The following is a 17,938-nucleotide window of genomic DNA, read 5'->3' on the forward strand; positions in this document are numbered from 1 at the left end:
ATGGCGGACGACTCCGGCGAGCGCTCCGAGGCCGCGACCGACAAGCGGATGAAAGAGGTCCACTCGAAGGGCCAGCTGTCCCGGTCGCAGGACCTCAGCGCCTGGGTGGGCGTCGGTGCCGCCGCCGTGATGATCCCCTCGACCATCGAGCGGGCGTCCTCGGCGGGCGTCGACCAGATGTTCTCGATCCGTCAGGCGATCACGCACCCCGACTCGTCCACGGTCGTCACCGAGCTGATGCAGGGCGCGGGCTCGATGGGGGCGACGATCGGGCCGATGCTCGCGGTCGTCGGCGTGGCCGTGCTCGCGACCGCCATCGTGCAGGGCGGCGTGCACATCAAGCGCATGACCGGCAACTACGAGCAGTTCAACCTGCTCAACGGATTGAAGAACACCTTCGGCACGCAGGCGTTGTGGAACGGCGCGAAGGCGCTGATCAAGACGACCGTCGTCGGCCTGGTGCTCTGGTTCGCCATCCAGGGCCTGATGCCCGTGCTCATGAGCGGCGGCGGCCTGAGCGTCTCGGCCGTGCTCGCGGAGGCGAAGGTCGGCACCGGCATCCTCATCAAGGCCGCGATCGCGGCCGGCCTGCTGCTCGCCTTCGCCGACGTCTTCGTCGTCATGCGTCGCAACCGCAAGAAGACGCGCATGACCAAGAAAGAGGTCAAGGACGAGAACAAGTCGAGCGACGGCGACCCCCTGGTCAAGTCGCAGCGGCGTTCCCGTCAGCTCGCGATGAGCCGCAACCGCATGATCGGGGCCATCGCCGACGCCGACGTCGTCATGGTCAACCCGACCGACTACGCCGTCGCGGTGAAGTACGAACCCGGCAAGTCGGCGCCGCGCGTCGTCGCGAAGGGCGCCGGCACGGTCGCCGCCCGCATCCGCGAACAGGCCACGGCCGACGGCGTCCCGCTCGTCGTCGACGTGCCCCTGACCCGGGCCCTCCATGCCGCCTGCGGCCTGGGCGACGAGATCCCCGTCGACCTCTACACGCCGGTCGCCCGCGTGCTCACCTTCGTCATGGCGCTCAAGGCCCGCGGCACGCTGAAGGGCACGCACACGCCGCCCCGCGTCACCACGGCCGACGAGGTGGCCGGCGTCCTCGCGCCCGAGTCGCTCGAGGCCGACGCCGTGCCCCGCCGCCTCCGCATCGCCCGCGAGGCCGCGACCGGCGCGACCGGCACCGCGACCGGCGCGACCTCCGCGCCGTCCCGCACCGCGCCTCCTGCGCTCTCCCGCTCCGTCCGCCCCGCCACCTCTGGAGGCACCCGATGAAGTCCACCCTGCCCAAGCTCGCCGTCCCGGTCGGCATCGTCGGCATCGTGCTGCTGCTCGTCGTGCCGGTGCCCGCGCCGCTGCTCGACGTGCTCATCATCCTCAACATCCTGTTGGCGCTGGTGATCCTGCTGACGACGCTGTTCGTCAAGAAGCCGCTCGACTTCTCGGTGTTCCCGTCCCTGCTGCTCGTGGCGACGCTGTTCCGCCTCGGGCTGAACGTGGCCTCGACGCGCCTCGTGCTCGGCGACGGCTACGCGGGCGACGTCATCGCGGCGTTCGGGCACGTCGCCGTGAGCGGCTCGATCATCATCGGCTCGGTGATCTTCCTGATCCTCGTCGTGATCCAGTTCGTGGTCGTCACGAAGGGTGCCGAGCGCGTCGCCGAGGTGGGCGCGCGCTTCACCCTCGACGCCATGCCCGGCAAGCAGATGGCCATCGACGCCGACCTCAACGCCGGTCTCATCACCGACGAGGTCGCCAAGCAGCGCCGCGCCGACGTCAGTGCCGAGGCCGACTTCTACGGCGCCATGGACGGTGCGTCGAAGTTCGTCAAGGGCGACGCGATCGCCGGCATCATCATCATCATCATCAACCTGGTCGGCGGCATCGCGATCGGCGCCCTGCAGAACGGCATGGCCATCGGCGACGCCCTGTCGCACTACGGGCTGCTCACCATCGGCGACGGTCTGACCACGCAGATCCCCGCCCTGCTGATGGCCGTCTCGACCGGCATGATCGTCACCCGCTCCGGCGCCGACACCGAGATGGGCGCGCAGGCCGCGTCGCAGCTCGGGCAGTCGCGCATCGCGCTCGCCGTGGCCGGGACCGCCGCCATCGGCATGGGCTTCATCCCCGGAATGCCGATCGTCGCCTTCCTGCTGATCGGCGGGGCGCTGCTGGTCGTCGCCTACCGGCTCGGCGTGGCCGCCAAGGCCGAGGAGGCGCGCGCGGCCCTCGCAGAGCAGCAGGCGGCAGTCGTCGCCCCCACCGACACGACCGACGACCTGCTCGAGCAGATGCGGGTGCACGCGCTCGAGATCCTGCTCGCACCCGACCTCGTCGACATGGTCGGGGGAGCGTCGGACGACCTGCTCGGCCGGGTCAAGGCGCTGCGCCGCAAGATCGCGGTCGACCTCGGCATCGTCGTGCCGCCCGTCCGCACCCGGGACAGCGTCGACCTGCCGCCGGCCACCTACTCCATCCGCATCGCGGGCGTCGAGGCCGGCCGCGGCCAGGCCCCGGCCCGGTCGGTGCTCGCCCTGGGCGACTCACTCGACGGACTGCCCGGCACGGCCACGGTCGAGCCGGTCTTCGGCCTCGCCGGCAAATGGGTGCCCGCCGAGATGCGCCACAGCGCCGAGATGACCGGCGCCACGGTGATCGACCGCGTCTCGGTCCTGGTGACGCACCTGTCGTCGATCATCGCCGACAACGCCGCCCGACTGCTCACCCGCGAGGACGTCCGCGTGCTGACCGAGGGCGTCAAGCAGGTCAACGCCCCGGCCGTCGACGACCTCGTGCCGAACATGCTGTCGCTCGCCGAACTGCAGCGCGTCCTCCAGGGCCTGCTGTCGGAGCGCATCCCGATCAACGACCTCGCGCGGATCTGCGAGGGGCTGACGCTGCGGGCGAAGGTGTCGACCGACCCGGAGGGACTCGTCGAGGCGGCCCGCGCCTCCTTGGGGCCCGCGCTCACGGCGCAGTATCTCGACGGCCGCGTGCTGCGGGTCATCATGATCGACCCCACCCTCGAGCAGTCGATGCTCGAGGGGCTGCGGCCGAGCGACCAGGGCACGCAGATCCTGCTCGACGGGCACCGGGTCGAGCAGGTGCTCGGGTCGCTGCGCGAGGCCGTGCAGTCGGTCGAGGCCCAGGGTCTCAGTGCGGTGCTGGTCTGCGCTCCGGCGTTGCGGCCGGCCATCCACCGGCTCGTGTCGGCGCAGCAGAACGGCCTGCCCGTGCTGTCGTACCAGGAGGCCACCGCCGCCGGTTCGACCATCGAGACCGTCGGCGTCGTCCGCGCGACCGACTCGATCGTGGCCTGAGATGGCGACCACGATCGTCATGACCGGCGAGACGCTCGACGGGCTGCGCCGCGAGGTGCGGGCGACCCACGGCGCCTCGGCCCGCATCGTCGCGGCCCAGAAGGTCACCGTCGGGGGAGTCGCCGGCTTCTTCGCCCGCAAGCACTACGAGGTCACGGTCGAGGTGCCCGACCCCGCCGTCGACCTGCCCGTCGCCCGGGTGCGCATCACGACGCCGGTGCCCGCCGAACGCGCGGGCATCGCGGCGCTGCTGGCGTCGGCGGACGAGGCCGAGGACGCGTTGCAGTCGGGGGCTCCGGCGCCCCGGGCCGCGTGGTCGGCCTCGATGGCCCCCGGTGGCGCCGTCGCGTCGAGCACGCCCGTCCGGGACGGGTTCGACGACGTGCTGACCGGCTCGGCCGTGCCCGTGAGCCCGCGTCGGGCCGCCCGCGCCGCTGCCGCCGCGGCGGGTGCGGGTGGGGCGTCGGCTTCGCCGTCGAGCGCAGGAGGCGCGGTGCCGGTCGCGGCCCCGGCCGACGTCTCGACGCGCACCGACGCGTTCGCCTCGATCATGGACGACCTCACCTTCAACGGCATCGCGCCCGCCGCCGGCGCCGGCGGGGGTGCCGGCGCTGGTGCCGTGGGTGCGGGTCCCACCGCCTTCGCCGACGGTGACGCCGCCGACCCCGACGCGCCGCACGGGGCCGCTCCCCGCCGCACGGCCGCCTCGCTCGCGGCCGCCGCCGACGCCCTCGCCGCGCAGGCCCGAGCCGTGGCCTCCCCGGGTGTGCCGACCGCCCCCGACGTGTCGCGCGGGGCAGGCGACCTCGTCGTGGTCGTCGGCCGCCCCGGCGACGCCTTCCGCGTGGCCGCCCAGATGGCGTCGACCTTCGGGCTGCGCTCGGTCGACGTGTCGGATCGACGCAGCGGCATCCTGGCCCGCGCCACCGGCGTGCACGAGAACTCGGCCGTCGTGACGGCCCTCGCCTGGGACGCCGCCGCTCCCGCCACCCTCGAGGCGATCGCCGCCGACCAGGTCTGGGTCGCGGTCGACGTCGGCCGCAAGCACGACGACACGGCCCGCTGGGTCGAGGCCGTCCGGGCGGTCGCGCCCGTGGTCGCGGCCGCGGTGGTCGGCGAGGACGACACGGCGACCCCGGGCACGGTTCACCTGCTCGGCGTGCCGGTGGGCTGGCGCGAGGGAGGCGCGGGCCGCTGAGCCGCGCCTCCTGCGGTGGGCGTCCTCCCGCGGTCGTGCCTCGTGGCCGGCGCCGTCCCGGGCCCGCCGACCCGCGCCTCCTGCCTGTCGTCGCGACCGGAGCGCCCCGCGCTCAGTAAGCTGGCCCGATGCTGGTGCTGACACGCAAGGTCGGAGAACGCATCGTGATCGGCGACGACATCGTCATCACGGTGCTCGACTCCCGTGGCGACGGCGTGCGCATCGGCATCGACGCACCGCGCGGGGTCAAGATCCAGCGCGAAGAGGTCATCAAGGCCGTGACCGAGGCCAACGTCGAGGCGGCGAAGGCCCCCGACGACGCCGAGGCCCGCCTCCGCGCCGCCCTCGGCGCCCCCGCCCCCCGCGCCGACCAGTAGCCCCGCCGCCCGGCCCCACGGTTCCCGGACCGGGTCGCTGTGCGTTCGTGCCGTCGCGCGCTCATGCCGTCACGCCGCCGCACCCTCACGCCGCCACGAAATGGACACACCGCCACCTTTTCGCATGGCGTCGTGTCCACATCGTGGCGGGGTGCCCGAGAGGATGCCGATCTCGGGCCGATCTGACATTGTGGATAAGAATGTTGCTACCTTCGTCGCATGCACGACAGTCGCGTCCAATGCCTCTCGCCAGCTGCCTCCGACCGCGTCGTCGGCGAGTCGGCGAGGTCGACGATCCTCGATGCCCTGCCCGACTACCTGTTCCTCCGCGGAGGCACCAGATGACGGCCGTGTCGCTGTGGGGGGTCGGCCTCGACGTGGTGGACGCGAAGGGGGCGCGGCGCCCCGTCCTCGAGCAGATCTCGTTCACCGTGGCGAGGGGTGAGACCGTGGCGCTCATGGGGCCCTCCGGGTCCGGCAAGTCGTCGATCCTCGGGTGCGTGGCCGGGCTGCAGGACTGTTCGACGGGTCGCGTCGACGTCCTCGGTGGCGACATCCAGGCGCTCGACGCCGCAGGCCGTGCGTGGGTGCGGGCTCATCACGTCGCCCTCCTCCTGCAGGGGGACGACCTCCTGCCCGCTCTGACGGTCCGGGAGAACGTCGAACTCCTCCATCGCATCCGCGGCGAGAGGCCCCCGGCCGACGTGATCGACGACGCCCTTCGTCGCGTCGGACTCGCCGACAGGTCCGACGAACTGCCCGAGGGTCTGTCGGGTGGCGAGAGGCGCCGGGTCGCACTGGCCAGGGTCGCCGTCCAGCCGCCTCACATCACATTGCTCGACGAACCGACCGACGGGCTCGACCCGAGGTCGGTCGACGCCGTGGTCGAGATGATCCGCATCCGCTCCAGTGCCGGCGCGGCGGTCCTCGTCGTGACACACGATCCGAGGGTGGCGTCCGCTGCCGGTCGCGTCGTCTTCGTCGACCGGGGCCGGGTGCGCCATGACGTGACCGGTCCGACTCCGGAGGGGCTCGAGACCCTCTTCCGTTCGACTGGCACGGCATGACGGTCTGGCTGGCCTGGAGGTCGATCCGCGCAGACCCCCGGGCGGCCCTCGCCGCCACGATCGTCGCCTTCGTCTCGACCTCGGCCCTGACGTTCGTGCTGGGACTAACGGTGACCTCCGAGATCACGAGGCGGATCGAGCCCGATCCGGTGGACGCCGACGTGAGCCCTGTCGTCGTCGCCACGGCGATGGCGACGGTCGTCGCCCTGATCCGCGTGCACGCACTCGCCGTGCGCGGCGACGAGGTACAGAGCGCCCTCCTGTCGACCGCAGGGCTGGGTCCGAGGCGCGTCGTTCGTCTCGCACTCGCCCGGGCAGGTGGCTGTGCCGTCCTCGGGGCGGTGCTCGCCGCGCCACTCGCCCACGTCCTCGTCCTGGCGCTGGTCCGTCCCTCCCTCGACGTCGTCGTCCCCTCGCCCGTGCTGCTGGTCGGCGGCAGCCTGTCGTGGACGTGCAGCGCTGCGTCCGTCGTGGCGCTGTCCCTGCTGTCGGCGCGCTCGGCAGCCTCGAGGGCTTCGGTGCGCCTCCCGGCTCGGGTCCTCCGCGGCGACGGGGCGGACAGCACGGCGGCCGCCGCCCCGTCCGCAGGTCGGATCGTCGTCGTCGCCGCCCTGTGGCTCGTGTTCGTCCTGCCCGTCGTGGCCCTCGTCCTCGTCTGGGACGGATTGACGGCGGCCGTCACGTCCGGCGCGGGGTTCTTCGACCAGGCCGACGTCGCCGCGTTCTCCGAGCTCGCGTTCTTCACGCCGTCACTCCGGTTGCTCGCGCTGGACTCGACGGTCGGCGTCGTGTCGGTCGTCTCCCTCGTCCTCCTGTACCCGTGCTTCACGCCGTGGTTCGTTCGGCGCTGGACACGACTGGTTCCCGACGGCAGAGGAGTCGTCTGGCGGATCACGAGGGCCCGGGCGGTTGCCGGGACCGTAGCCGGCGTGTCCACGACGGTGACCGTCGGCCTCTTCGTCGGTCTCGTGATGGCGACCGGGTCAGCGCTCGACCTGGGTGTGATGCTCGGAGCCGCACCCGCCGGGGCCTCGGCGTCCCAATGGGGTCAGACGGCTCTGGCCCTCGGGCCGGCGTCGGCAGTGGCGCTCGCGGGCGCGGCCGCCTCCACCCTGCTCCGCGGCCCTCGCCGCGACCCCGACCGACTCCACTTGTCCGCCCACGGGGCACGACCGTCCGTCGCGCGACGGATCGCCCTGGCCGAGGGGTTGGTCGTCGTGCTCACGGCCACGCTGCCCGTCGGTCTCGTCGTGGCGACGTCGACGGGCCTCTCGCTCGCGCTCGCCGTGGTCACCAGGGTGCCGGTGACGCCCACCCTGCCGAACGTCGTCCCCGTCGTCGTCGCGACGGTCCTCGCCACGGTCGCCGTCGTGGGCGCCACGGGGGCGGCCCAGTGGTTCGACCGGAGCGTGATCACCGCGCCCCGAACACGCTCCGCGACGGCTCGGGCGACGGCACGGCCGTGGCGTCGGTGACGACGGGCGCCCCGGCGACGAAGTCGCGCAGCTCGCGGCCGTGGACCACCTTGGCCGGCAGCGGGTCCGACGAGTAGAGCCGCGGCATGCGGTCGGTCGGCAGCGGCGACGGCGAGGCGATCAGCACGACGTTGCCGAAGCGGCGCCCCTTGAGCGTGGCCGGGTCGGCGACCGCGACCACGTGCTCGAACACGGTCGCGAGCGTCGACGCCTGGCCCCGGGCGAAGGCCAGGCCCGCGCCGTCGGCCGAGTTGACGATCAGCATGCCGGTCGGCGACAGGAACTCGGCCGCCGCCGTGTAGAACTCGAGCGAGGTCACGTGCGCGGGGATCTGCGAGCCGCCGAACACGTCCACGATCAGCAGGTCGACCGTGCCGCGCAGCCCGGCGGGCAGCTTCACCATGACCTCGCGGGCGTCGCCGTAGCGCACCCGAATGGAGGCCCCGCGTGGCAGCGGCAGCGTCTCGCGCACCAGGGCCACGAGGTCGGCCTCGAGCTCGATCACCTGCTGGCGCGAGCCCGGCCGGGTCGCCTCGACGTACCGCGGCAGGGTCAGGGCGCCGGCGCCGAGGTGCAGCGCCGTCACCGGCCCCTCGGGCAGCAGGTCGACCGCGTGCCCGATCCGTCGGACGTACTCGAAGGCCAGGTGCGTCGGGTCGTCGAGGTCGACGTGCGACTGGGGCGTGCCGTCGACGACGAGCGTGTACGAACCAGGGCGGTGCCGGTCCTCGTCCACGCGGGCGAGGCCCGCCCCGATCGAGATCTCGACGGGTGGATCGTCGTGCTGTGCGGCCATGCCTCCAGCCTCCCATCCCGGGGACGAGGAGGCGCGCGCGGCCCCCGATCCCGTGGAATGCCTGTGCATGCGCCCGGGTTATACCGAAGCTCGAGCGAAAGGTCAACGACAGGGCTTGCCAGGCGTGTCCGGGGCGACCTAGTATGGACCTTTGCGCTCCCCGTGCGTCCTGTCGTCATATTGCGGTCGACAACGTCTCGAGACACCCACCCCCGAATATGACGGCGGGGTGGATGGTGTCCGCCGGGTAGGGCCGTTCACTCACTCACCACATACTGTCCGACAGTGATGACCCGACGGGGTCCACGGAGGTTACTTCCTTGGCTGCTGCGAACAACGCATCCACCAACTCGCCCAAGAACGGTCGCAACGCATCGCGGCTCTCGTTCGCCAAGATCACCGACACGCTGACGGTCCCCGACCTGCTGGCGCTCCAGACCGAGAGCTTCGACTGGCTCGTCGGCAACGACATCTGGAAGGACCGCCTCGCCGAGGCGACCGAGCAGGGTCGCACCGACCTCGCCCTCCACTCGGGCCTGGAAGAGATCTTCGAAGAGATCTCGCCGATCGAAGACCTCGGCGAGACCATGCAGCTCTCGTTCACGGCTCCCGAACTCGAAGAGCCCAAGTACACGATCGACGAGTGCAAAGAGCGTGGCAAGACCTACGCCGCGCCGCTCTACGTGAACGCCGAGTTCATGAACCACCTCACCGGTGAGATCAAGACCCAGACGGTCTTCATGGGTGACTTCCCGCTCATGACCGAGCGCGGCACGTTCATCATCAACGGCACCGAGCGTGTCGTCGTCTCGCAGCTCGTCCGCAGCCCGGGCGTCTACTTCGAGCGCGCCTCCGACAAGACCAGCGACAAGGACATCTACTCGGCTCGCGTCATCCCGAGCCGCGGTGCCTGGCTCGAGTTCGAGATCGACAAGCGCGACCAGGTCGGCGTCCGCATCGACCGCAAGCGCAAGCAGAGCGTGACCGTCTTCCTCAAGGCCCTCGGCCTGACGAGCGAAGAGATCATGGAGGAGTTCAAGGGCTTCGCCTCGATCGAGGCCACCCTCGAGAAGGACGCCATCCTCACCAAGGAAGAGGCGCTCAAGGACATCTACCGCAAGCTCCGTCCGGGCGAGCAGGTCGCCGCAGAGGCCGCGCGTGCGCTCCTCGACAACTTCTACTTCAACCACAAGCGCTACGACCTGGCCAAGGTGGGTCGCTACAAGATCAACCGCAAGCTCGGCATCGACGCGCCCCTGGGCGACTCGGTCCTGACCGTCGACGACATCGTCGCGACGATCAAGTACCTCGTGTCGCTGCACGCCGAAGAGAAGACGATGAACGGCACGCGCGACGGCGAGCCCGTCCAGCTGCGCCTCGACGTCGACGACATCGACCACTTCGGCAACCGCCGCATCCGCGCGGTGGGCGAACTGATCCAGAACCAGGTCCGCACCGGTCTGTCGCGCATGGAGCGCGTCGTCCGCGAGCGCATGACCACCCAAGACATCGAGGCGATCACGCCGCAGACCCTGATCAACGTGCGCCCCGTCGTCGCCGCGATCAAGGAGTTCTTCGGCACCTCGCAGCTGTCGCAGTTCATGGACCAGAACAACCCGCTCTCGGGTCTGACGCACAAGCGTCGCCTGAGCGCGCTCGGCCCCGGCGGTCTGTCGCGTGAGCGCGCCGGCGTCGAGGTCCGCGACGTCCACCCCTCGCACTACGGCCGCATGTGCCCGATCGAGACCCCTGAAGGCCCGAACATCGGTCTGATCGGTTCGCTCGCGTCCTTCGCGCGCATCAACTCGTTCGGCTTCATCGAGACGCCCTACCGTCGCGTGGAGAAGGGCAACGTCACCACGACGATCGACTACCTCACCGCTTCGGAAGAAGACGACTACGTCGTCGCCCAGGCGAACGCCCCCCTCGACGACAAGTTCGACTTCGTCGACGACAAGGTGCTCGTCCGCAAGAAGGGCGGCGAGGTCGAGCTCGTCGACAAGGCCGAGGTCGACTACATGGACGTCTCGCCGCGCCAGATGGTGTCGGTGGCCACGTCGCTGATCCCGTTCCTCGAGCACGACGACGCGAACCGCGCCCTCATGGGTGCCAACATGCAGCGTCAGGCCGTCCCGCTCGTCCGCAGCGAGAGCCCCCTCGTCGGCACCGGCATGGAGGGCTACACCGCGATCGACGCCGGTGACGTCGTCACCGCCGACGCCGCGGGCGTGGTCTCCGAGGTGTCGGCCGACGTCGTCACCGTCCAGCTCGACGACGGCGGCACGCAGGACTACTTCCTGCGCAAGTTCGACCGCTCGAACCAGGGCGCCAGCTACAACCACCGTGTGATCGTCGACGCCGGCCAGCGCGTCGAGGTCGGCGAGGTCATCGCCGACGGTCCCGCGACCGAGAACGGCGAGCTCGCACTCGGCAAGAACCTGCTCGTCGCGTTCATGCCGTGGGAGGGCTACAACTACGAGGACGCGATGATCCTGTCGCAGAACCTCATCAAGGACGACACTCTCTCGTCGATCCACATCGAAGAGTACGAAGTCGACGCCCGCGACACGAAGCTCGGCAAGGAAGAGATCACCCGTGATCTCCCCAACGTCAGCCCCGACCTGCTGGCCGACCTCGACGAGCGCGGCATCATCCGCATCGGTGCCGAGGTGCGCCCCGGCGACATCCTCGTCGGCAAGGTCACGCCCAAGGGCGAGACCGAGCTCAGCGCCGAAGAGCGTCTGCTGCGTGCGATCTTCAACGAGAAGAGCCGTGAGGTCCGCGACACGTCCCTGAAGGTGCCCCACGGCGAGCAGGGCACGGTCATCGGCGTCAAGGTGTTCGACTCGCAGGACGGCGACGACGAGCTCGGCTCGGGCGTCAACCAGCGCGTGGTCGTGTTCATCGCCCAGAAGCGCAAGATCACCGCGGGTGACAAGCTCGCCGGTCGTCACGGCAACAAGGGCGTCATCTCGACGATCCTTCCCGTCGAGGACATGCCCTTCCTCGCGGACGGCACGCCGGTCGACATCATCCTCAACCCGCTGGGTGTTCCCGGTCGCATGAACTTCGGCCAGGTGCTCGAGATCCACCTCGGGTGGATCGCGGCGCAGGGCTGGAACGTCGAAGGCGTCCAGGAGTGGGCGAAGAACCTGCCCGAAGAGGCGCTCAGCGCCGCTCCCGGCACGAAGGTCGCCACCCCGGTGTTCGACGGTGCCGCCGAGCGCGAGATCGAGGGTCTGCTCGACTCGACCCTGCCGACCCGCGACGGTGAGCGTCTGATCGGTTCGTCCGGCAAGGCGCGTCTGTTCGACGGTCGCTCGGGTGAGCCGTTCCCGAACCCGATCTCGGTCGGCTACATGTACATCCTGAAGCTCCACCACCTCGTCGACGACAAGATCCACGCGCGTTCGACGGGTCCGTACTCGATGATCACGCAGCAGCCGCTGGGTGGTAAGGCACAGTTCGGTGGCCAGCGCTTCGGTGAGATGGAGGTCTGGGCCCTCGAGGCCTACGGCGCCGCGTACGCGCTGCAAGAGCTCCTGACCATCAAGTCGGACGACATCCTCGGCCGCGTGAAGGTGTACGAAGCCATCGTCAAGGGCGAGAACATCCAGGAGCCCGGCATCCCCGAGAGCTTCAAGGTCCTCATCAAAGAGATGCAGTCGCTGTGCCTGAACGTCGAGGTCCTCTCGGCCGACGGCCAGACGGTCAGCCTGCGCGACACGGACGACGAGGTCTTCCGTGCCGCCGAAGAGCTCGGCATCAACATCTCCTCCCGCTTCGAATCGTCGAACGTCGACGAGATCTAAGCCCCCTTCCCACAACGACACGTCGATACATCTGACAAGGGATTAAATTTTGATCGAAGCAACAACTTTCGATGAGCTGCGGATCGGCCTCGCCACTGCCGAGAACATCCGCGCCTGGTCGCACGGTGAGGTCAAAAAGCCGGAGACCATCAACTACCGCACGCTGAAGCCCGAGAAGGACGGTCTCTTCGGAGAACAGATCTTCGGGCCCTCGCGTGACTGGGAGTGCGCGTGCGGCAAGTACAAGCGCGTCCGCTTCAAGGGCATCGTGTGCGAGCGCTGCGGCGTCGAGGTCACGAAGTCGTCCGTGCGTCGTGAGCGCATGGGCCACATCGAGCTCGCCGCCCCCGTCACGCACATCTGGTACTTCAAGGGCGTCCCCTCGCGCTTGGGCTACCTGCTCGACATGGCCCCGAAGGACCTCGAGAAGGTCATCTACTTCGCGGCCTACATGGTCATCTCGATCGACGAAGAGGGCCGTCACGCCGACATGCCCGGACTCGAGAACGAGCTCCGCCTCGAGATCAAGCAGCTCGAGTCGCAGCGCGACACGCGCATCGCCGACCGCCTGAAGAAGCTCGAGGACGACCTGGCCGTCCTCGAGGAAGAAGGCGCGAAGAGCGACCAGAAGCGTCGTGCGAAGGACGGCGCCGAGAAAGAGATGTCGCAGACGCGCAAGTCGTTCGACGAGGACATCAACCGCCTCGAGCGCGTGTGGGAGGACTTCCGCAACCTCAAGGTCGGCGACCTCAAGCCCGAGGACGCCGTCTTCCACGAGCTGCAGGACCGCTTCGGCATCTACTTCGAGGCCCACATGGGCGCCGAGGCGATCAAGAAGCGCCTCGAGGCCTTCGACCTCACCACCGAGGCCGAGAACCTCCACCTGCAGATCTCCGAGGGCAAGGGTCAGAAGAAGATCCGCGCCATCAAGCGCCTGCGCGTCGTCAGCTCGTTCCTGGCCACCGGCAACTCGCCGGCCGCCATGGTCCTCGACGTCGTCCCGGTCATCCCGCCCGAGCTGCGCCCGATGGTGCAGCTCGACGGTGGCCGCTTCGCGACCAGCGACCTGAACGACCTCTACCGTCGCGTCATCAACCGCAACAACCGCCTCCGCCGCCTGCTCGACCTCGGTGCCCCCGAGATCATCGTGAACAACGAGAAGCGCATGCTGCAAGAGGCCGTCGACGCCCTGTTCGACAACGGTCGTCGCGGTCGTCCCGTCACCGGTACCGGCAACCGCGCCCTGAAGTCCCTGAGCGACATGCTCAAGGGAAAGCAGGGTCGCTTCCGCCAGAACCTGCTCGGCAAGCGCGTCGACTACTCGGGTCGTTCGGTCATCATCGTCGGCCCGACGCTCAAGCTGCACCAGTGCGGTCTGCCCAAGCAGATGGCCCTCGAGCTGTTCAAGCCGTTCGTCATCAAGCGCCTGATCGACCTGAGCCACGCTCAGAACATCAAGTCGGCCAAGCGCATGGTCGAGCGTTCGCGTCCGCAGGTCTGGGACGTCCTCGAAGAGATCATCCGTGAGCGCCCCGTGCTGCTGAACCGTGCGCCCACGCTGCACCGTCTCGGCATCCAGGCGTTCGAGCCCCAGCTGGTCGAGGGCAAGGCCATCCAGCTGCACCCGCTCGTCTGCGCGGCGTTCAACGCCGACTTCGACGGTGACCAGATGGCCGTGCACCTGCCGCTGTCCGTCGAGGCCCAGGCCGAGGCGCGCATCCTGATGCTCGCCTCGAACAACATCCTGAAGCCGTCCGACGGCCGCCCGGTGACCCTGCCCGCACAGGACATGATCATCGGTCTGCACTACCTGACGACGGTCACCGAAGGTGCCGAGGGTGAAGGCCGTGCCTTCTCGTCGGTCGCCGAGGCGATCCTCGCCAAGGACCAGGGCTCGCTCGACCTCAACGCGATGGTCAAGATCCGCATGAACGGCGTGCACTTCGCCGAGGGCGAAGCTCCAGAGGGCTACGAGGTCGGGCAGGACATCCTGCTCGAGACGACCCTCGGTCGTGCGCTCTTCAACGAGAACCTGCCGGCGGACTACCCGTTCGTCCAGCAGGTGACCGACAAGGGCATGCTCTCGACGATCGTCAACGACCTCGCCGAGCGCTACCCGAAGGTCGCCGTCGCGGCAGCCCTCGACAACATCAAGGACGCGGGCTTCTACTGGGCCTCGCGTTCGGGTGTCACCGTCGCGCTGTCCGACGTGCTCACGCCTCCGCGCAAGCCCGAGATCGTCGCGGGCTACGAGAAGCAGGCCGCGGCGGTGCAGTCCGAGTTCGACAAGGGCCTCATCTCCGACGCCGAGCGTCGTGCCGACCTGATCAAGATCTGGACGGAGGCCACGAACGAGGTCGCCGCCGAGATGCGGGCGAACTTCCCGATCGACAACACCATCAACCGCATGGTGACGTCCGGGGCACGTGGTAACTGGCTCCAGGTGCGCAACATCGCCGGCATGCGAGGCCTGGTGAACAACCCGAAGGGTGACATCATCCCCCGCCCGATCATCTCCTCGTACCGCGAGGGTCTGTCGGTGGCCGAGTACTTCATCGCGACGCACGGTGCCCGCAAGGGTCTGGCCGACACGGCCCTCCGTACGGCCGACTCGGGGTACCTGACCCGTCGTCTCGTCGACGTGTCGCAGGACGTCATCATCCGTGAAGACGACTGTGGCACCTCGCGCGGCCTCGAGATGCCGATCGCCGCACCCGACGCGAACGGCGTCATGGTGCGCGACGCGACCGTCGAGAACACCGTGTTCGCACGGTCGCTCGCGGCAGCCGCGGTGGACGCCAAGGGCACGGTGCTGGCCGAGGCCGGCGCCGACGTCGGAGACGTGCTGATCGACGAGCTCGTCGCGGCCGGTGTCGAGACCATCAAGGTCCGCTCCGTCCTCACCTGTGAGGCCGCCGTCGGTGTCTGCGCCCAGTGCTACGGCCGCTCGCTGGCCACCGGCAACCTGGTCGACATCGGTGAGGCCGTCGGCATCATCGCGGCCCAGTCGATCGGTGAGCCCGGCACGCAGCTGACCATGCGTACCTTCCACACCGGTGGTTCGGCCTCGGCTGACGACATCACGCAGGGTCTGCCTCGCGTGACCGAGCTGTTCGAGGCGCGTACCCCCAAGGGTGCGTCCCCGATCGCCGACTCGGCCGGTCGCATCACGATCGAGGACACCGACAAGGCTCGCCGCGTCATCCTGCAGCCCGACAACGGCGACGAAGAAGTGATCTACCCCGTGCTCAAGCGTTCGACCCTCCTCGTCGAGGACGGTCAGCACGTCGAGCTCGGTGAGCAGATCATCGCCGGTGCGGTGGACCCGAAAGAGGTCCTGCGCGTCAAGGGCGTCCGTGCGGTGCAGCAGCACCTCGTGGGTGGCGTCCAGGACGTCTACCGCTCGCAGGGTGTGCCGATCCACGACAAGCACATCGAGGTCATCGTCCGTCAGATGCTCCGCAAGGTCACCGTCGTCGACCACGCCGACACCGACCTGCTGCCCGGTGAGCTCGTCGACCGGTCGAAGTACAACGAGATCAACCGTGCGGCACTGACCGAGGGCAAGCGGACCGCGTCCGCTCGCCAAGAGGTCATGGGCATCACGAAGGCCTCGCTGGCGACCGAGTCGTGGCTGTCGGCCGCGTCCTTCCAAGAGACGACCCGCGTCCTGACGCAGGCGGCCATGGAAGGCAAGAGCGACCCGCTGGTCGGTCTGAAAGAGAACGTCATCATCGGAAAGCTCATCCCCGCGGGCACCGGCCTGTCGCGTTACCGCGACGTGTCGGTCGAGGCGACGGAAGAGGCGAAGGCGGAGCGGTACCCCAACCGCGTCTTCACCGACGATGCATCGTTCAACGAAGCCGACCTGAGCTTCGTGGACTTCGACTCGTTCTCTTCGGACGACTTCACGCCCGGCACCTACAACTGAGAACCCCGCAAGGAGGCGCGGTGAGGGTCTGACCCGCACCGCGCCTCCTGAAGGCCTCGCCTCGAAGGGCCCCGGCTCGCACCTCGTGCGGACCGAGGCCCTTCGTCGTCACGCGGGCGGGCCCGCACCCCTTCGAGGGGCACCCGCTCTGGGACGTGCCGGCGACGACGTCCCGGCCGTAGCGTGAGGCAAGCTCGGTCCCGACCCCGAGCGTCGAACGGCCTCGTCGTCCTACCCCCGAGGCCCTGTACTTCCGAGGAGGTACGCGTGGCTTCCATGACCGAGATCCTGATCTTGCACGGGCTGTTGCCGATCGAGCAGCTCGACGTGATCCCGCGCGGCCCGGCCGAGGAAGAGGCGTCGATCCGCGACCTCCTCTCGCGAGGCGTCGTCACCGAGATGCAGGTGGCGCGGGCCCGGGCCACCGCCGCCGACCTCGACTTCGTCGAGCTGATCGACTACCCCGTCGACCGCTCGGCCGTGACGATGGTGCCCGCGGCCGTGTGCCGACGGCACAAGGTCCTGCCGATCGGCGTGCGCGACGGTTCGTTGATCCTCGCCATGGAGGACCCGGGCGACGTCTTCGCCATCGACGACGTCCGCGCGGGCCTGCGCATGGGCGTCGACCCCGTCGTCGCCGAGAAGAACGACCTCCGCGCCGCCATCGACCGCTACCTCCGCGCCGACGACGAGCTGAACGACCTGACGTCGACCCTCGAAGAGGAGAGGGCGCACGAGACGGCCGCCGACATCACCGACGGCCCGGACGACGACGTGCCGATCGTCCGGTTCGTCAACCTGCTCGTCAGCCAGGCGATCACCGACCACGCCTCCGACATCCACATCGAGCCGTCCGAGACCGACGTGCGCATCCGCTACCGCATCGACGGTGTGCTGCACGAGATGCAGCCAGCACCGAAGGCGATCCAGAACGGCGTCATCTCGCGTCTCAAGATCATGAGCGAGATCGACATCGCCGAGCGCCGCAAGCCGCAGGACGGCCGCATGTCGGTGCGCCACGGCGGGCGCCAGATCGACCTGCGGGTGGCGACGCTGCCGACCGTGTGGGGCGAGAAGGTCGTCATGCGCATCCTCGACAACTCGAACACCTCGATGAGCCTGCGCGACCTCAACCTGCTCGAGCGCAACTTCGACGTCTACGCCGAGTCGTACTCGAAGCCCTACGGCATGATCCTCGTCACCGGCCCCACGGGCTCGGGCAAGTCGACGACGCTGTACACGACGCTCAACGCCGTCGCCCGTCCCGAGATCAACGTCATCACGGTCGAGGACCCGGTCGAGTACCGCATGAAGGGCATCAACCAGGTGCAGGTCAACCCCAAGGCGGGCCTGACCTTCGCGAGTGCGCTCCGCAGCATCCTGCGGTCCGACCCCGACGTCGTCCTGCTCGGCGAGATCCGCGACCACGAGACGGCGCAGATCGCGATCGAGGCGTCGCTCACCGGCCACCTCGTGTTGAGCACGTTGCACACGAACGACGCCCCGAGCGCGATCACCCGCCTCACCGAGATGGGCATCGAGCCCTTCCTCGTGGGGTCGGCCATCGACTGCGTCGTCGCCCAGCGCCTGGCGCGTCGGCTCTGCGACCGGTGCAAGACGCCCACGGCCTACTCGCCGCTGCAGCTGGCGCATCTGAAGTTCCGCGTCGGGCCCGACGAGAACCCCACGGTGTACCAGCCGGTGGGCTGCCAGCAGTGCTCGAACACGGGCTACCGCGGTCGCATCGCCCTGCACGAGGTGATGAGCGTCTCGGAAGAGATCGAACGCCTCGCCGTCGCCCGCGCGTCCAGCGCCGAGATCGGCCGGGTCGCCCGTGAGCAGGGCATGTTGAGCCTGCGTCAGGACGGTTGGGCGAAGGCCAAGCTCGGCCTCACCAGCGTCGAAGAGATCCTGCGGGTCGTCGCGTGACGCCCGTCTCCGGCCGAGCCCGGACCG

At 69.5% G+C, this 17,938-nt stretch carries 11 protein-coding genes; 10 read left to right on the forward strand and 1 reads right to left on the reverse strand.

The genetic code is table 11. The annotated features are described in order from the left end of the window. The 7 genes from SJY14_RS03530 (at nucleotide 1) to SJY14_RS03560 (ending at nucleotide 7,443) form a co-directional block, all read left to right on the forward strand. A complete protein-coding gene (locus SJY14_RS03530) occupies nucleotides 1–1,278 on the forward strand; it encodes a flagellar biosynthesis protein FlhB (protein ID WP_396599817.1) in 1,278 nt (425 codons plus the stop codon). After that, nucleotides 1,275–3,326, forward strand: coding sequence for a flagellar biosynthesis protein FlhA (locus SJY14_RS03535; RefSeq protein ID WP_071256203.1), 2,052 nt, complete (start codon nucleotides 1,275–1,277; stop codon nucleotides 3,324–3,326). Before SJY14_RS03530 ends, SJY14_RS03535 begins: the two co-directional genes overlap by 4 nt. A 1-nt stretch (nucleotide 3,327) precedes the next feature. After that, a complete protein-coding gene (locus SJY14_RS03540; RefSeq protein WP_396599818.1) occupies nucleotides 3,328–4,524 on the forward strand; it encodes a hypothetical protein in 1,197 nt (398 codons plus the stop codon). 128 nt (nucleotides 4,525–4,652) lie between these two features. Continuing rightward, nucleotides 4,653–4,901 (forward strand): carbon storage regulator CsrA, encoded by a 249-nt coding sequence (gene csrA / locus SJY14_RS03545; RefSeq protein ID WP_043596512.1) that lies wholly within the window; start codon nucleotides 4,653–4,655, stop codon nucleotides 4,899–4,901. Between the two features lie 219 nt (nucleotides 4,902–5,120). Further along, nucleotides 5,121–5,246: a hypothetical protein gene (locus SJY14_RS03550; protein WP_396599819.1), complete on the forward strand. Its 126-nt coding sequence runs from the start codon at nucleotides 5,121–5,123 to the stop codon at nucleotides 5,244–5,246. Next, nucleotides 5,243–5,968 (forward strand): ABC transporter ATP-binding protein, encoded by a 726-nt coding sequence (locus SJY14_RS03555; protein WP_177174805.1) that lies wholly within the window; start codon nucleotides 5,243–5,245, stop codon nucleotides 5,966–5,968. The genes SJY14_RS03550 and SJY14_RS03555 overlap by 4 nt, the downstream gene beginning before the upstream one ends. Next, on the forward strand, nucleotides 5,965–7,443 hold the full coding sequence (locus SJY14_RS03560; RefSeq protein WP_071256206.1) for a hypothetical protein: 1,479 nt from the start codon (nucleotides 5,965–5,967) through the stop codon (nucleotides 7,441–7,443). Before SJY14_RS03555 ends, SJY14_RS03560 begins: the two co-directional genes overlap by 4 nt. On the opposite strand, the gene SJY14_RS03565 is transcribed toward SJY14_RS03560, so the two are convergent. Continuing rightward, a complete protein-coding gene (locus SJY14_RS03565; RefSeq protein ID WP_071256208.1) occupies nucleotides 7,382–8,239 on the reverse strand; it encodes a spermidine synthase in 858 nt (285 codons plus the stop codon). The genes SJY14_RS03560 and SJY14_RS03565 overlap by 62 nt on opposite strands. Before the next feature lie 320 nt (nucleotides 8,240–8,559). Here SJY14_RS03565 and rpoB point away from each other — a divergent pair, with 320 nt between their 5' ends. The 3 genes from rpoB to SJY14_RS03580 all read left to right on the forward strand — a co-directional run bounded on the left by rpoB (nucleotide 8,560) and on the right by SJY14_RS03580 (nucleotide 17,911). Continuing rightward, a complete protein-coding gene (gene rpoB / locus SJY14_RS03570) occupies nucleotides 8,560–12,051 on the forward strand; it encodes a DNA-directed RNA polymerase subunit beta (RefSeq protein ID WP_054145403.1) in 3,492 nt (1,163 codons plus the stop codon). A gap of 49 nt (nucleotides 12,052–12,100) precedes the next feature. Continuing rightward, nucleotides 12,101–15,982: a DNA-directed RNA polymerase subunit beta' gene (locus SJY14_RS03575; RefSeq protein ID WP_055975076.1), complete on the forward strand. Its 3,882-nt coding sequence runs from the start codon at nucleotides 12,101–12,103 to the stop codon at nucleotides 15,980–15,982. A 267-nt stretch (nucleotides 15,983–16,249) separates the two neighbouring features. Continuing rightward, on the forward strand, nucleotides 16,250–17,911 hold the full coding sequence (locus SJY14_RS03580; protein WP_055975071.1) for a GspE/PulE family protein: 1,662 nt from the start codon (nucleotides 16,250–16,252) through the stop codon (nucleotides 17,909–17,911). Nucleotides 17,912–17,938: the final 27 nt, after the last annotated feature.

Source organism: Frigoribacterium sp. R86507, assembly GCF_044597695.1.
In the GTDB taxonomy this organism is placed as follows: Bacteria; Actinomycetota; Actinomycetes; order Actinomycetales; family Microbacteriaceae; genus Frigoribacterium.

Excerpts from the sequence above, each read along its gene's own strand:
- SJY14_RS03555 (WP_177174805.1), top strand. The coding sequence starts at position 5,243 with ATGACGGCCGTGTCGCTGTGGGGGGTCGGCCTCGACGTGGTGGACGCG.
- SJY14_RS03565 (WP_071256208.1), bottom strand. The coding sequence starts at position 8,239 with ATGGCCGCACAGCACGACGATCCACCCGTCGAGATCTCGATCGGGGCG.
- SJY14_RS03560 (WP_071256206.1), top strand. The coding sequence starts at position 5,965 with ATGACGGTCTGGCTGGCCTGGAGGTCGATCCGCGCAGACCCCCGGGCG.
- SJY14_RS03535 (WP_071256203.1), top strand. The coding sequence starts at position 1,275 with ATGAAGTCCACCCTGCCCAAGCTCGCCGTCCCGGTCGGCATCGTCGGC.
- SJY14_RS03530 (WP_396599817.1), top strand. The coding sequence starts at position 1 with ATGGCGGACGACTCCGGCGAGCGCTCCGAGGCCGCGACCGACAAGCGG.
- SJY14_RS03550 (WP_396599819.1), top strand. The coding sequence starts at position 5,121 with ATGCACGACAGTCGCGTCCAATGCCTCTCGCCAGCTGCCTCCGACCGC.
- SJY14_RS03540 (WP_396599818.1), top strand. The coding sequence starts at position 3,328 with ATGGCGACCACGATCGTCATGACCGGCGAGACGCTCGACGGGCTGCGC.
- csrA (WP_043596512.1), top strand. The coding sequence starts at position 4,653 with ATGCTGGTGCTGACACGCAAGGTCGGAGAACGCATCGTGATCGGCGAC.